We start from the raw sequence: 13,801 nt of genomic DNA, 5'->3' as shown, positions 1-13,801 counted from the left end.
CATTCAGAAGAGAGGCCGACCCGCCTCAGGCTGAGGCGGGTCGGGCGGGCTTATTTAACCCATTTTTTTGTCATTGCCAGCAGCGCACTGACATCGGCAGGGCGCGTATTGCCCGAAGCTTTATCAATGATAGAGCTGTAGATATGCGGGATGATTTTGCTTACGCCCGCATCCAGCGCAATTCTGAGAATCGCCTCATAATTTTCCAGATCGATTCCGCCGGTTGGCTCAAGCCAGAAGTCCTGCTCCGCGCAGGCCTTCGCCACGGCAGTGAACTCATCGATGGCTTTCAGCCCCCCCATTGGGAAGTACTTCACCGAGCTGCCACCCATATCTTTCAGCATAGCAATCGCGGTTGCCACCGGCACAATGCCATCAGCTGCCCCTGAGCTCAGCGGACCGGTGGATATTTTTACCAGACCGGGCGTGCCGGTAGGTGAAATCAGGCCGTTGACGACGGTCTGGTTCTGCCCCAGCAGCGCACGGCTGGTTGCCACGCCGGTAAAAACCTGATTAACGTGCTGCGGCTGAATTTCAGCGGAGATGGCGCTCACCATCGCCGACTGGTTAGGGTCGCCTGCGCCAAGGCCAACGGAGAGCGCATTGTCGATAAGCGCAGCATATTCACGCATATCAGCAACGGCGCTTGCTACGCTGGCATAGTTTTTCGACAGCACGCCCACCAGCACATGGCCTTCAGCGGCCTGCCAGATCTCACGGGCATTCTCTTTTGAACCAGCCAGCACGTTCAGACACACGCGGTCTTGATAAAATTTAGGGTTCAGCGTCATGCTTTTTTCTCTCCTGCTAACAACGCGTTAATACATGCATAGATGGTATCCAACTGCCCGACCGACACGCTGCGCACATCGACCTCAATAATACTTTCGTTAGCTTTATAGCCGCGGAAATAGATGGCGATTTCACCGGTTTTTAGCGCCTGTACCACGTCGCCGGTGGTATAACCTATTACCGCTTCATCCAGCTTAATCTCGGCTCGCGCAATGTCGCGTCCCGCCGGGTCCCATACCACGCGGGCGGTAATGCCATTAAGGCCATTCAGATTGCTGATAAACGGCGTCATTTTCTCGACCATCTGCACGCCGGTGACCTTCTCCTGGGTCAGATAGCTTTCAATCGCCTGGGTCAGCCCGAGGATGCCCTCTTTGCCCACTTTCATCGCGCGACCAATACCCATTGACTGCCGTTTTACCCATTCAACAGGCTGCCTGCGCCCCATGACCAGGCCACTGGTGGGGCCCTCAATGGCCTTGGCACCGCTGTAAATCACCAGGTCCGCACCGTACTGGTAGTAGCGCCTGAGATCTTCTTCTGCGGCGGCATCAACGATCAGCGGCACACCGTGTTTGCGGGCGACACTGACCGCCTGCTCAACGTTGAGATGGCTTTTCTGCACGCAGTGGTGCGATTTGATATAGAGAATGGCCGCCGTCTGCGGCGTGATAGCCGCGGAGAGCTGCTCGGCTGAACACTCGTTAGCGTAGCCTGCTTCTACCAGACGTCCCCCGCCCAGGGTGACCATCGTTCCAACCGGCGCGCCGTAGTTCACATTATGGCCTTTAGGTACCACAATATCGTGCGGCACGGTTAACGGCGCGGCGTGGAGGTTCTCCAGCAGCCAGTCGTTATCCTTTACAATCACTCCGGCTACGGCCTGAGCGATACCCGCAGAGGCGCAGGAAACCACTACCGCATCTTCCGAGCCAAGCAGCCCGGCGATATACGCGCCGGTCTTGTTGACCAGGTCTTTCATTTCAAAGTAATGATTCAGCCCATATTTGACCGTATCAACCACCTCTTCACCCGGCGTCGATACGCCCAGAATAGTCATGCGGCCGGAGGCGTTAATGACCTGCTTCAGGCCATATTTTTCATAAATTGACGACATGATGCTTTTTCCCTTCATCGGTAATAAACCACTCGCCACCCACAACGGCGGCCAGAGGTATCAGCTGTTTCTCACCGGCAACCGACTGCCCTTCGGAGTCGATAAACAGGCAGGGTTCTTCTTTGAGATCAAAAAGGGTCAGGTCGGCGTCAAGTCCCACTTCAAGCCGCCCTCTGTCGCGCAAACGCAGGCTCTGAGCAGCGTGAAGCGTCACACAGTCAATAATTTGCGGCAGCGTCATACCCACACTGAAGAATTTCGACATTACGTGAGCCAGCGAATGGACCGGGCCGTTAATGCGGTTGCGGCAGTAGATATCTGAACTGATGGTGTACGGCAGAATCCCCTGTGCGATGGCCACGCGGGCGACCTCAAAGCTAAAGCTGGCGCTGCCGTGCCCCACGTCCAGGCGTACTCCACGATCCAGGGCACGTTTAACCGAGGCGCGAAGCTCTCCGGCGGGCGTCAGAATACGGTTAGGCTTACCGTTATAGCAGTGAGTAATGATATCGCCGCTGCCAAGCAGGTTGGCGATTTCATCCAGATCCGGCGGGTTATTGCCGATATGCACCATCAGCGGCAAATCACCATTTTCCTGCTGGATCTCTTTAGCTCGCACCAGCGGGTGAATGCCGTTTGCGCCCACCACGCTGCTGCTCATTCGCGCCTTAATGCCGAGAATAAAACCCGGTAGCCGCTTAATGGCATCGCGAATGCCCACCTTGTCGATCTGACTCATATCCGCCAGCTCGTTTTGCGTCACGATGCCGGTACGGGCGATATTGAGCAGCGCATGAACCCGCGTATCTGCCTCGCGGGTGATCTGATAAAACGCGTCGATATCGTCCGCGCCGGTGCTGCCTGCATCCACAACGGTGGTGACGCCCGTTGCCACGCCGATGCGGTCGGCTTCATCATGATAGATGGGCGATTTGGGGTAGCAATGAACGTGGGAATCGATCCAGCCAGCGCTAAGCCAGTACTGCCCGGCAAGATCCTTTTCAGTGGCCGCTTCACCGCGCACCTCGCCAAGCGCAGCAATTTTACCGTCGCTTATGGCGATGTCGGTCAGGCTGCCATCAGGCAGACGCGCACGGCGGATAACAAGATCAAACATGACTGACTCCTTTAATACCGGATGCCGCAGCATCCACAGCGCGGTTTACCCATTCCAGGTAAACCGCCGTGACATCAGAGGGCTACCGGGAAAATCGCCCCCAGTAACATCGCCCCCAAAATGGCTCCGCCGGTAATGGGCTTATTCCACATGTAGAACAGCAGCGCCCCCAGCAGCGAGCCTAAGCCAATCGGTATTGAAGCCGTCATCGCAGAGAGAATAATCAACGGCCCCAGGAAGCGCCCGGAGGTGTTCCCAGCCCCCATCATCACGTCTGCACCATAGGTGGAGTCGCTGTTATTGATGGTGAACCTGCGCGCCAGAATAATGACGTAGCCAACCGCAACCCCAAGGGCCAGCCCGGTAACCAGCGAGGCCGCAAAGTTCGCCACCGGGTAAATAATTCCGGCCCCCAGCAGCAGGGCCGGTACACCCAGACCGATGCCGGTCTGAATCGCGCCGCCGATATCCAGAATACCGACCAGCGATCCTTCAATGATGCGGGCAAACAAAAAGCTGGCGCCGAACGCTGCAACCGCGCCGTAGACTCCCGTTTCCATGCCCGACCGCAGCATGGAAACAAAGGCGACTTCATTGAATGCGCCCAGCCCATAGACGTAATACATGTGCGTCCCGGCAAATACCCCAGCAGATAGCAGGCCGACAAAAATCGGAAAGGACCAGTCTGCATACCAGAAACCGTTTTTTGACTCTTCCATCGTCATCGTCCTCTTATTTACCGCTCATGGCGTTGTGGATCATTTCCAGCCAGTCCGGTACGCCCAGCTGGAAGGATTGCAGCATTTTCATGTCAAAGCCGCGGAAGAAGCCGCTGAGTACGAAAAGCAGAACGATGGCCGCCATCATCACCTTAGTGACTTTATTCCAGCCGCTCTCTTCAACGCCTTTGCCAATCAGGATGCCCAGCACCAGACCCGGTACGGCATTCCCCATCATCAGCTGGGCAAGGCCGCCGAAAATCGTGGCCCAGAATCCCGACTTCTTGCCGGCATCAATCGCAGCCAGCCAGAAGATCACCGGCATCACGGTATTCACCAGCAGATTCGCAGCGGGCACCAGTACCTTAACGGCGGTGACCTGCAGCGCTGCCGGGACGGCGGAGGCGGTTGAATTAAGGAAGGCGACCACGATCATGCCGATGATGCCGCAGGCAATCGCCATTTTTTTCGGATCGTGAAGGGTTTCAGCGACGTTACGGTTTTTCACCATCAGCGCAGCGGCACCCCAGTGGGGGATAATGCGGTGATCGACATCCTGGGTGAAGGAACCCGCGGCCACGGAAGAGGCCCAGGCATTAAAGAAAAAACCCAGACCAAAAGAGAAGTGAGAGGCCGGATCGCCTTCACAGGAGTTAAGTTCACCCAGTGTACGAAATGCACCCATTCCCTGCGTGGTGGGGGCGTGGAACATACGCGCTGCACCAGCGCCTACGCCCACACCAACCAGACCGCCGATGATGAGTGACTTAAGTAAGATTATTAAAAACATCAGTCTTTCCTTTCAGGCTTGCGCCAACGTTTTTAAATCATGATTATTGCTGCCTCGGGGGCAGTGCTTTATTTCGTGGCGAAAACGACCTTATCGGCGTCGATAACGGTCACGCTGACGGTAATATCCAGCTCAACGCTGTAACTCCGTCGTTCTCTCGCCAGAAAGAAAAACAAAAATTTCTCCTTCCTGACGCTCTGCTGTGCCCGGACCACCCTGACATCCTGAGGTTCAATACGCAGCAGTACCTTGCTTGTCGATTTAAGTAGCGTGTTCTGTACCCGGCTTAGCGCGTCAGCAAAGGCGCGGGACTTACTGTCCCCTTTGCCGCTTACGTTTACCGTTGTGGTGAATTGCTCCTTCATCGATCAGCCACCGTGTTTTTTTGTCCATGCCTGAACCAGACGTTCGCCCAACTCTTCTTTATCCATAAAGCCAAAACCCAGCGCGACGGCTCCTTCGTTGATGGCGGTAACACCTTCATCGACGGAACGCATCCCGTACTTTGCCTTGTAGCCGTGTTTGTTCTGTGCGGTGATCGACCCTGCGCCGCCGCTGCCGCAGAACGAGATGCCAAACGACGCCCCTTCCGCCTTCATCACGTCGCCCAGCTTCATATCAGCCGCCACGCCGGGGATGACGATGGCTTTCCCTCCGGCTTTCTCAACGCCTGCCGCGACTTTCTGGCCTTTACCTAAACGGTCACCAATGACCACGATTACCTGAGTCATGTCTGCTCCTTGATTCAATGAATGATGTCGTTATCAATTACAAAATGCGTGACGGGACGGCGACCATGCAGCAGTTTGCGCATTCGTGAAGACGCCATCATCCTTCTCCGTTCACGCCGGACCCGTATTCTCTTTCGCCACTTCAAAATGGACGGAGAGCATCCAGGCTTCCTCCACCGGCAAATTACCGAACAGATCCACTACCTGCTGCGCGAGCGCCATGGATGCAGCGGAGATATCTTCAAACAGATCGGCTTCTACTTCAGGTAGCGGCTCACCGGTTATCGAACGCAGCGCCATTGCCCGCACGTGTGAGGTCAACATTTGCTGCTGAACCGGGTTGGGATATATTTTTTGGGCGGCAAAAATATCTGCTATCTGCGCCATGACCTTATCTGCCAGCGCCTGAATAGCCCGTTCTTCATTAGCCGTATTAATCGATACCGCTGCATTATCCAATTTACGTCCCTCTTTTACCGTTTCTTCCCGGCCAGGAAATTTGGTTAATTTGTGATGTCCGTAAAATAGCGTCCCCGCCTGCTGGTGTGTAGAACGACTTTTTCCGTTTCGAAGTGGAAACAGGCTGCCGAAATACGATCGAGTACGCAAAAGCGCTAATTCATGCACAATCGGTGAAAACAGCCGGAGGAATATCACAATCTGCACTAAATTTTGCTAACATCGTTCATTATTATTCAAAACAAGATGTTAAGCGCTTCGCGCACGCATGTATCCAGAGGAAAAACTTATCACTGCCGAGTTATAGATGATTTTATGGAAATAATAAGCGCTAACGATGGTAATGAGTAATCACCATAATATAAAATATAAAACACTTTTCGCTATTGAGTTAATGTTATTTTTTAGGGTTTTATTTTTAGTTCCAGGTTAAATAAAAAAATGAAGCGTTACTTAATTAATATTAATGGCCCGAAAAAACTCTTCCCTGTTAACAGTCACTGAAAAAGGCTCCGCAGAGCCTTGCCGTTTCAGCGGAATTTTTTGTGATTTTCATCACGGGTGACGGTAAATTTTTTGGCTTCCGCCTTAGCCCCCGCGAGGTCGCCCGCCTCAACAAGCTTAATGTTGCTGTCAATCTGTCGGGTCAGCGTCTCCAGCCCGGCCCGGAAATCCTTCATCTGCGCGCTATCCGTGGGCTGGCCTTTGAGTTTATCGGGCGTCTGGGTTTTGGCATCACCGGCCGCCGCCCGCATTTTGATCAATGCCTGTTTCATTTCCGCCGCGTCGTCCGTTTTGGTTACGGTGCGCAGACCGGCGTTCAGCGTATCCATATCCTCTTCCAGACTCGCCAGAGCAGAGAGACTGGAACACAGCAGGGTCGCGGTTAACAGGGCCAGTAAACTTTTACGCATTGCTTAATTCCTTATTTTTATTTAAAGAGAACAGCAAAAAGGGCGCCCCTAAGGCCATCCCATAATAGTACGCAATAACTGAGAAATTGCCGCAGCCGGAAATTACTGCCCGGCGATTTTCATTTCTGGCAGCAGCACGGAACCACACTGAATATTGCTGCGGGTTTCGATATCGCTACCTACGGTGACCATATTACGCCACATATCCTTCAGGTTTCCGGCAATGGTCACTTCACTAACCGGATACTGAATTTCACCATTTTCCACCCAGAACCCCGCCGCACCGCGCGAATAGTCACCGGTAATACCGCTGACGCCCTGCCCCATCAGTTCGGTGACCACCAGACCGGTGCCCATCTTCTTCAGCAGCTGATCGAAGCTGTCACCCTGGCCGTTGATGCGCCAGTTATGGATACCGCCCGCGTGGCCGGTACTCTTAAGGCCAAGCTTGCGGGCCGAATAGTTGGTCATCAGCCAGGTCTGGAGAACGCCGTCCTTAATAATGTCACGATCGCGGGTCTGCACACCTTCGCTGTCGAAGGGGGTGGAAGCCAGACCTTTCAGCAGGTGTGGCCGCTCCTGAATGGTCAGCCACTCAGGCAGGATCTGCTGGCCCATCGAATCCAGCAGGAAGGTAGACTTGCGGTAAACGCTTCCTCCGCTGATAGCGCCTACCAGGTGGCCAAACAGGCCGGTCGCCACTTCAGCAGCAAAAATGACCGGGGCTTGCATGGTCGACAGTTTACGCGGTGAAAGACGCGACAGGGTGCGGCGGGCGCACTCTTCACCCACCCACTCCGGCGACTGTAAATCCTCCATCGCGCGGCCAATGGTGTAAGCGTAATCACGCTCCATATCGCTGCCCGCACCGGCAATTACGCTACAGGAGATGGAGTGGCGGCTGGAGCTGTACCCCTGGATCATACCGTGACTGTTGCCAAACACCTTCATGCCAACATGGCTGTTAAAGCTGCCGCCCTCGGTATTGGTGATGCGCGAATCGCTTTTTAGCGCCGCCTGCTCTGCGCGGGCAGCCAGTTCGATCGCCCGGTCCGGATCGAGGTCCGAGGGGTGAAAAAGATCGAGATCCGGCGCATCAAAGGCCAGCAGCTCGCGATCGGCTGGGCCGGCATAAGGATCCGGCGAGGTGTAGCGGGCAATATCAATGGCTGCCTGTACAGTGCGTTTGATCGCGTCCGGGCTAAGATCGGTCGATGACGCGCTGCCTTTACGGTTCTGCTGATAGACGGTGATACCCAGGGCGCCATCACTGTTGAATTCTACGTTTTCCACCTCACCGTAGCGCGTACTGACACCAATACCGGTGGTTTTGGTCACGGCGACTTCCGCCCCATCGGTGCTGGCCTTCGCCAGTTCGAGTGCTGTCGCTACCGCCTGTTCGAGGGTTTTACGCTGTTCTGCAACTTGGGAGAGTAATTTCATCGACCTACCATATAATTAACAGAGGGCTTTCTGACCGCGTAAAAGCGCCAGATTTCCAGACTCTTTGGTGATTAAGGTTCATTTCAGTCTAACAGACTCGGAGAACAATTTCGCAGTAGCCGCTTAACCTGATAGCATTAGCCTCTTTTTTAGGGAGCCTCCCATGACTAAACAGCCCGACGACTGGCTCGATGATGTACCGGATAATGAAGAAGAAGAAGACGACGAGATTATCTGGGTCAGTAAAAGTGAAATTAAACGTGACGCCGAGGAGCTAAAGCGCCTGGGCGCAGAGCTGGTCGAGTTAAGTAAAAACTCGCTGGATAAGATCCCGCTGGATGAAGATCTTCGTACGGCCATTGAGCTGGCGAAGAAGATCAAAAAAGAGGGCTACCGCCGCCAGATCCAGCTGATTGGCAAGATGCTGCGCTCACGCGATGAAGAGCCAATCCGCCTGGCGCTCGATAAGCTGAAGAATCGCCACAACCAGCAGGTTGCGCTTTTCCACAAGCTGGAGATGCTGCGCGACCGGCTGATTGAACAGGGTGACGAAGCGATCCCCGACGTGCTGACGCTTTATCCGGATGCCGATCGCCAGCAGCTGCGTTCGATGATCCGCAATGCGCAGAAAGAGAAAGCCTCTGAGAAGCCGCCAAAATCCAGCCGCCAGATCTTCCAGTATCTGCGCGAGCTTGCCGAGTCCCGCTAGCCAGCGCGCCAATAGCAAAAAGGGCGGAGTCGCCTCCGCCCTTTGACTGCTTTGCCGACCGGAAAGGTCGCACGGGGTTAAGCCCGCTGAATCAGCGCGCCAGCTTTTCCAGCAGCTTCTGATGAATCCCGCCAAATCCTCCGTTACTCATGACCAGAATGGTATCGCCGGGCTGTGCGGTTTTAACGATCATTTCCACCAGCGTATCCACCTCCGCGCTCCAGTGCGCTGGCTGCACGCACGCCTCAGCGACATCAGAAACCTGCCACGGAATATGGTGCGGCTGCAGCAGGAAGACTTCGTCCGCGCGGGCCAGTGCCGGAGCCAGATCGTCTTTACTGACACCCATTTTCATAGTGTTGGAACGGGGTTCCAGAACGGCCAGAATACGCGCCGTACCGCCGACCTTACTGCGCAGTGCGGTCAGCGTTGCGAGAATGGCCGTCGGATGATGAGCGAAATCATCGTAGACCTTGATACCGTTCGCTTCGCCGCGCAGTTCAAGACGCCGACGCGCATTGATAAAGTCGTTCAGCGCCCGCCCGGCATCCTCCGGCCTGATGCCGACGTGACGCGCAGCGGCGATCGCCATCAGCCCATTATGCATATTATGCTCGCCGACCAGCGCCCAGTTAACCTCGCCCACGCATTCGCCATCCAGCCAGATTTCCCACTGGGAAGCGTCAGGCACGCGCTTTTTCGCCTGCCAGCGCCCGCCATCGCCCAGGCTCTCCTGCTCGCTCCAGCAGCCCATGGCCATCACCTGTTTCAGGTTATGGTCCTGCTCCGGTAACAGGATTTTCCCCTGACCCGGTACGATACGCACCAGATGATGGAACTGACGCTGAATAGCGCGCAAATCATCAAAAATATCGGCGTGATCGAACTCAAGATTGTTGAGGATCAGCGTGCGCGGACAGTAGTGAACAAACTTAGACCGCTTATCAAAGAAGGCGCAGTCGTACTCATCCGCCTCAATCACGAAGAATGGGCTTTTTCCTAAAGTAGCCGATACGTCGAAATTTCCGGGTACACCGCCGATAACAAAGCCCGGTTCCAGCCCGCAGGCCTGTAAAATCCACGCTGCCATGCCCGCCGTGGTGGTTTTTCCGTGCGTGCCGGCTACCGCGATCACCCAGCGATCGCGCAGGACAAAATCATGCAGCCACTGCGGGCCGGAGAGGTAAGGAATATTGCGTTCAAGCACCGCCTCCACGCAGGCATTGCCCCGCGTCATGGCGTTACCAATAATCACCAGATCGGGCGCGGGTTCGAGCTGGGAAACATCATAACCCTGAATTAAATCAATGCCTTGCTTTTCTAAAAGCGTGCTCATTGGCGGATAGACGTTGGCGTCCGAGCCCGTCACTTCATGCCCGAGCGCGCGGGCAAGCGTCGCCAGGCCCCCCATGAAAGTGCCACAGATACCGAGGATATGAATACGCATAACAGGTCCGTTTACAGGAAAGTTCGGCGCACAGTGTAACGCCCTCACCGTATGGAATAAACGGATTTGCCCTATGTTCTTTCGTCTTCATTCGGCTAAACTGCGTACGCATACGTTGGCAGTTTGTAAATCAGGCTGCTGCTCAACCGCAGATTCAGGGATTGTGTTATGAAAACGTTAGGCGAATTCATCGTCGAGAAGCAACACGACTTTCCTCACGCCACAGGTGAACTGACGGCACTGATTTCCGCCATCAAGCTGGGCGCAAAAATCATTCACCGCGATATCAATAAAGCCGGGCTGGTTGATATTTTGGGCGCCAGCGGTGCCGAAAATATTCAGGGTGAACAGCAGATGAAGCTCGATCTGTTTGCCAATGAAAAACTCAAAGCGGCCCTGAAGGCGCGCGGCATTGTGGCCGGTATTGCCTCGGAAGAAGAAGACGAAATTGTTATTTTTGAAGGCGTGGAGAACGGTAAATACGTCGTTCTGATGGACCCGCTGGACGGATCGTCGAATATTGACGTCAACGTTTCGGTCGGTACGATTTTCTCTATCTATCGCCGCATCACCCCGCCGGGTACGCCGGTGACGGAAGAGGACTTCCTGCAGCCGGGCAGCCAACAGGTCGCCGCAGGCTACGTCGTATATGGTTCTTCTACCATGCTGGTCTACACTACCGGCTGTGGCGTCCATGCCTTTACCTACGATCCCTCACTGGGTGTGTTCTGCCTCAGTGCGGAAAAAATGGCGTTTCCGGAAAAGGGTTATACCTATTCGATTAACGAAGGAAACTATATCCGTTTCCCGAAAGGCGTAAAAAAATATCTGAAGTTCTGTCAGGAAGAAGATCAGCCCACCCATCGTCCTTATACCTCCCGCTATATTGGCTCACTGGTTGCTGACTTCCATCGTAACCTGCTGAAGGGCGGTATTTATCTCTATCCCAGCACCGCCAGCCACCCGAAAGGTAAGCTGCGCCTGCTGTATGAGTGCAACCCAATGGCGTTTCTTGCGGAGCAGGCCGGTGGTAAAGCCAGCGATGGCGCACAGCGTATCCTGGATCTGGTGCCGGAAACCCTGCATCAGCGTTCGCCGTTCTTTGTTGGCAATACCGATATGGTTGAAGACACCGAACGCTTCCTGCGCGAGTACCCGGACGCCTGAGCATCAGGCGTAGCGCCAGCTATACCGGCGGTTGCAGTCAGCCAGTGAAGCGTCAACAATCCTGGTGACAGAAGCCTGCGGATAATGGGTCAGCTAATTCGGCCAGTGCTGCCCGCTGATGATGAGCCGACGAACTGGGCAGCACAAGCCGCTGATAATGCATCAGTAACCCTGGCTATTGCTGCCGGGAGTGGTCAGCAACAGGGCGATCTTGCGATCGCCCTGTTTTTTTCCGTGATCCCGCCCGCTGCTGCCCGCTGGCAGGATTTCACCACCGTGCCTGAAGGGGAAGATGGGGTAACGTCAGGCTGGACTCACCCGGAAGGCCGCCATCGACTGAACCAGCTGCTGTGACTGCTCTTCGAGTGACTGCGTGGCCGCCGTAGCCTCTTCGACCAGAGCCGCGTTTTGCTGAGCGACTTCATCCATCTGCGTCACCGCCAGATTAACCTGTTCAATTCCCCGGCTTTGCTCCTGCGACGCGCTGGAAATCTCTTTCATCAGCTCGGTGACGCGCATCACCTCCGTGGCTATCTCATCCATGGTTTCTCCCGCTCGGGTCGCCATCTGGGACCCTTCACTGACGCGGCCCTGAGATTCGGTAATTAGCGAGCGGATCTCCGTGGCGGAGGTGGCACTGCGCTGTGCCAGGTTGCGAACTTCTCCGGCAACGACCGCAAAACCCCGCCCCTGCTCACCAGCCCGCGCCGCCTCTACGGCCGCATTCAGCGCCAGAATATTCGTCTGGAAGGCAATATCGTCGATCACCCCAAGAATGTCGCCGATACGCTTTGAGCTGTTAGTAATCTGCTGCATTTTCTCCATCACATAGCTAACGACTTCGCTACCGCGATCGGCGCTGTCTGATACGGAACGTGCCAGCTGATGCGCCTGGCTGGCATTGTCAGCATTCAGCTTCACCGTGGCGGTGAGCTGCTCCATGCTGGCGGCGGTCTGCTCCAGTGACGCAGCAGACTCTTCGGTACGCTGCGAGAGGTTCAGGTTGCCAGAGGCCAGCTCGCGGCTCCCCACGTCAATTTGCAGGCTGGCATCCCGTACGCGGCTGACAGAAAGCTGTAGTGAAGTCTGCATCGCCGACAGCGCCGCATTCAGACGTCCCAGCTCATTTTCCCCGCTTTCAGGAAGACGGCGTGTCAGGTCACCCGCAGCCACAAACTCAAGATGCGAAATGGCGGTGTTCAGCGGTCTGAGCAGGATTGTGCGTAGCAGCATCCAGGCCGTCGCCAGCAGAATTATCGTCAATACCCCGCAGAACAGGATCAGCACGGTGAGGATGCGTTCATTCTTTTTCGCCTCCATCAGCTGAGCCTGGGTGACCTGGTTGGCATAAAGACTGAAATCGTCCACCGCTTTAGCAAAGGCAATATTTAGCGAGCCCAGCTTATCTTCAAGCAGGGTGTAATAGCCGTCAGGATCCTGCTTCTCCAGGGCCTGCTGCATCGGGACGATCCCTTCGCTCAGATACTGGTTGTAGCGGGCAATCAGGGCATCCGCCAGCGCTTTACCGTGAGTGGTCACGGTGCCGGCGTCGACGAAACGCTTGATTTCAACGTGCGAGTTAGCCACATTATTTTTCACCAGCAGGGTGATGGCGCTGGATTCGTCTAACATACCGATTTCCATTTTCCGGGTCGCCAGCGCGGCGCTTGCCCTGGCGCGCAGCAGGCTGTTATTAGCCAGAAACAGGCTGTTCAGTTCCACCCCCTGAATGCGGTTAACCACATCCAGCGAACGATTCCCTTTATTAATGGCAAAAATACCCATCACGCTGACGCTAAGCAGCATTATCGTCATCAGGGCAAGAAGCACGATCAGGCCGGTGCGTATTGAAATTTTTTTTAACATAGTTTGAATGACCCTTAATTAAGCGAGATGCCTGAAAGCCAAAAAGAGATGAAGGTATCGGCAGTTTGGCAGCCATTCTTTAGCAAAGATGATGTAAGGGGGCTTATACAAAGCAGGAGGTTTGATGAGGATCACTTTTTCCTGCGCTTAAGAAAGCAGATGCACCTATTCGTTATAAAGCATTCATTAACAGGGATTTCAGTGATTTTCAGCCGCTATGGCAGCGCTTAAGGGCAGCCTACCCTACAGATTAATAGTGGAATAAATCTTCACTCCTTACGCAATTTCACAGTGATTTCACACAGACCTAAGCCTGTTAAGCAGTTAATTCCACCGAACTTCCGCCCATATAACAAAAAAAATTAACTGTGTAATTAAGCCAAATCCATACGTTCTTTCGTTCAGATAACGAGGTAGGCGTGGGCACAGGCTGGGCGCCACATCTGGCGCTGGGGGAACCCTTAGCGACCGCGATTTACATGCGATGTTATCGCCTGACCCGGCAGCCATTTACTGGCCCACATTTTGTC

The 13,801-nt window shown here is 54.7% G+C and carries 15 protein-coding genes; 3 read left to right on the top strand and 12 right to left on the bottom strand.

All coding sequences use genetic code 11. The features are described 5' to 3' along the window. Positions 1-50: 50 nt before the first annotated feature. From dagF to pmbA, 10 genes are all read right to left on the bottom strand, one after another. Complete coding sequence (dagF, locus tag ACLRGG_RS09520; RefSeq protein ID WP_416249506.1) at positions 51-791, bottom strand: 2-dehydro-3-deoxy-phosphogluconate aldolase; 741 nt, start codon at positions 789-791, stop codon at positions 51-53. Continuing rightward, on the bottom strand, positions 788-1,909 hold the full coding sequence (locus ACLRGG_RS09515) for a DgaE family pyridoxal phosphate-dependent ammonia lyase (RefSeq protein WP_416249504.1): 1,122 nt from the start codon (positions 1,907-1,909) through the stop codon (positions 788-790). The genes dagF and ACLRGG_RS09515 overlap by 4 nt, the downstream gene beginning before the upstream one ends. After that, positions 1,893-3,026 carry an amidohydrolase/deacetylase family metallohydrolase gene (locus ACLRGG_RS09510; RefSeq protein WP_416249502.1) on the bottom strand — a complete coding sequence of 378 codons (1,134 nt, stop codon included), beginning with the start codon at positions 3,024-3,026 and terminating at the stop codon, positions 1,893-1,895. Before ACLRGG_RS09510 ends, ACLRGG_RS09515 begins: the two co-directional genes overlap by 17 nt. A 74-nt stretch (positions 3,027-3,100) precedes the next feature. Further along, complete coding sequence (locus tag ACLRGG_RS09505) at positions 3,101-3,745, bottom strand: DUF4310 family protein (protein WP_416249501.1); 645 nt, start codon at positions 3,743-3,745, stop codon at positions 3,101-3,103. 13 nt (positions 3,746-3,758) lie between these two features. Beyond that, positions 3,759-4,535 carry a DUF4311 domain-containing protein gene (locus ACLRGG_RS09500; RefSeq protein WP_416249499.1) on the bottom strand — a complete coding sequence of 259 codons (777 nt, stop codon included), beginning with the start codon at positions 4,533-4,535 and terminating at the stop codon, positions 3,759-3,761. Positions 4,536-4,603: 68 nt separating this feature from the next. Then, a complete protein-coding gene (locus tag ACLRGG_RS09495) occupies positions 4,604-4,900 on the bottom strand; it encodes a DUF4312 family protein (RefSeq protein ID WP_416249497.1) in 297 nt (98 codons plus the stop codon). A 3-nt stretch (positions 4,901-4,903) separates the two neighbouring features. Continuing rightward, entirely contained in the window at positions 4,904-5,266 is a 363-nt protein-coding gene (locus ACLRGG_RS09490; RefSeq protein WP_416249495.1) for an SFCGS family glycine-rich protein, read from the bottom strand. 111 nt (positions 5,267-5,377) lie between these two features. After that, positions 5,378-5,725, bottom strand: a complete 348-nt coding sequence (locus ACLRGG_RS09485; RefSeq protein WP_416249494.1) for a glycine dehydrogenase — start codon at positions 5,723-5,725, stop codon at positions 5,378-5,380. Between the two features lie 530 nt (positions 5,726-6,255). Beyond that, entirely contained in the window at positions 6,256-6,639 is a 384-nt protein-coding gene (gene cybC / locus ACLRGG_RS09480) for a cytochrome b562 (RefSeq protein WP_416249492.1), read from the bottom strand. 102 nt (positions 6,640-6,741) lie between these two features. After that, entirely contained in the window at positions 6,742-8,082 is a 1,341-nt protein-coding gene (gene pmbA, locus ACLRGG_RS09475) for a metalloprotease PmbA (protein WP_416249490.1), read from the bottom strand. 163 nt (positions 8,083-8,245) lie between these two features. Between pmbA and yjgA the strand changes: the two genes are divergently transcribed. Continuing rightward, on the top strand, positions 8,246-8,791 hold the full coding sequence (gene yjgA / locus ACLRGG_RS09470; RefSeq protein ID WP_416249489.1) for a ribosome biogenesis factor YjgA: 546 nt from the start codon (positions 8,246-8,248) through the stop codon (positions 8,789-8,791). A gap of 91 nt (positions 8,792-8,882) precedes the next feature. Here the strand turns inward: yjgA and mpl are convergent, their stop codons facing one another. Beyond that, a complete protein-coding gene (gene mpl, locus ACLRGG_RS09465) occupies positions 8,883-10,238 on the bottom strand; it encodes a UDP-N-acetylmuramate:L-alanyl-gamma-D-glutamyl-meso-diaminopimelate ligase (protein ID WP_416249487.1) in 1,356 nt (451 codons plus the stop codon). 168 nt (positions 10,239-10,406) lie between these two features. Here mpl and fbp point away from each other — a divergent pair, with 168 nt between their 5' ends. Both fbp and ACLRGG_RS09455 read left to right on the top strand, forming a co-directional pair. Continuing rightward, positions 10,407-11,405, top strand: a complete 999-nt coding sequence (fbp, locus tag ACLRGG_RS09460; protein WP_067704091.1) for a class 1 fructose-bisphosphatase — start codon at positions 10,407-10,409, stop codon at positions 11,403-11,405. An 84-nt stretch (positions 11,406-11,489) separates the two neighbouring features. Further along, entirely contained in the window at positions 11,490-11,759 is a 270-nt protein-coding gene (locus ACLRGG_RS09455) for a hypothetical protein (protein ID WP_416249485.1), read from the top strand. On the opposite strand, the gene ACLRGG_RS09450 is transcribed toward ACLRGG_RS09455, so the two are convergent. Then, positions 11,709-13,271, bottom strand: a complete 1,563-nt coding sequence (locus ACLRGG_RS09450) for a methyl-accepting chemotaxis protein (protein WP_416249484.1) — start codon at positions 13,269-13,271, stop codon at positions 11,709-11,711. The genes ACLRGG_RS09455 and ACLRGG_RS09450 overlap by 51 nt on opposite strands. Positions 13,272-13,801: the final 530 nt, after the last annotated feature.

It is taken from the genome of Erwinia sp. PPS120, from assembly GCF_047918655.1.
Classification (GTDB): Bacteria; Pseudomonadota; Gammaproteobacteria; order Enterobacterales; family Enterobacteriaceae; genus Erwinia; species Erwinia tasmaniensis_A.
Note: the sequence above shows the minus strand (reverse complement) of the source record. Positions and strands in the feature narration are given on the sequence as shown.

Bases quoted from the DNA above. Each gene is read 5' to 3' on its own strand.
- dagF (WP_416249506.1), bottom strand. From the start codon at position 791: ATGACGCTGAACCCTAAATTTTATCAAGACCGCGTGTGTCTGAACGTG.
- ACLRGG_RS09515 (WP_416249504.1), bottom strand. From the start codon at position 1,909: ATGTCGTCAATTTATGAAAAATATGGCCTGAAGCAGGTCATTAACGCC.
- ACLRGG_RS09510 (WP_416249502.1), bottom strand. From the start codon at position 3,026: ATGTTTGATCTTGTTATCCGCCGTGCGCGTCTGCCTGATGGCAGCCTG.
- ACLRGG_RS09505 (WP_416249501.1), bottom strand. From the start codon at position 3,745: ATGGAAGAGTCAAAAAACGGTTTCTGGTATGCAGACTGGTCCTTTCCG.
- ACLRGG_RS09500 (WP_416249499.1), bottom strand. From the start codon at position 4,535: ATGTTTTTAATAATCTTACTTAAGTCACTCATCATCGGCGGTCTGGTT.
- ACLRGG_RS09495 (WP_416249497.1), bottom strand. From the start codon at position 4,900: ATGAAGGAGCAATTCACCACAACGGTAAACGTAAGCGGCAAAGGGGAC.
- ACLRGG_RS09490 (WP_416249495.1), bottom strand. From the start codon at position 5,266: ATGACTCAGGTAATCGTGGTCATTGGTGACCGTTTAGGTAAAGGCCAG.
- cybC (WP_416249492.1), bottom strand. From the start codon at position 6,639: ATGCGTAAAAGTTTACTGGCCCTGTTAACCGCGACCCTGCTGTGTTCC.
- pmbA (WP_416249490.1), bottom strand. From the start codon at position 8,082: ATGAAATTACTCTCCCAAGTTGCAGAACAGCGTAAAACCCTCGAACAG.
- yjgA (WP_416249489.1), top strand. From the start codon at position 8,246: ATGACTAAACAGCCCGACGACTGGCTCGATGATGTACCGGATAATGAA.
- mpl (WP_416249487.1), bottom strand. From the start codon at position 10,238: ATGCGTATTCATATCCTCGGTATCTGTGGCACTTTCATGGGGGGCCTG.
- fbp (WP_067704091.1), top strand. From the start codon at position 10,407: ATGAAAACGTTAGGCGAATTCATCGTCGAGAAGCAACACGACTTTCCT.
- ACLRGG_RS09455 (WP_416249485.1), top strand. From the start codon at position 11,490: ATGGGTCAGCTAATTCGGCCAGTGCTGCCCGCTGATGATGAGCCGACG.
- ACLRGG_RS09450 (WP_416249484.1), bottom strand. From the start codon at position 13,271: ATGTTAAAAAAAATTTCAATACGCACCGGCCTGATCGTGCTTCTTGCC.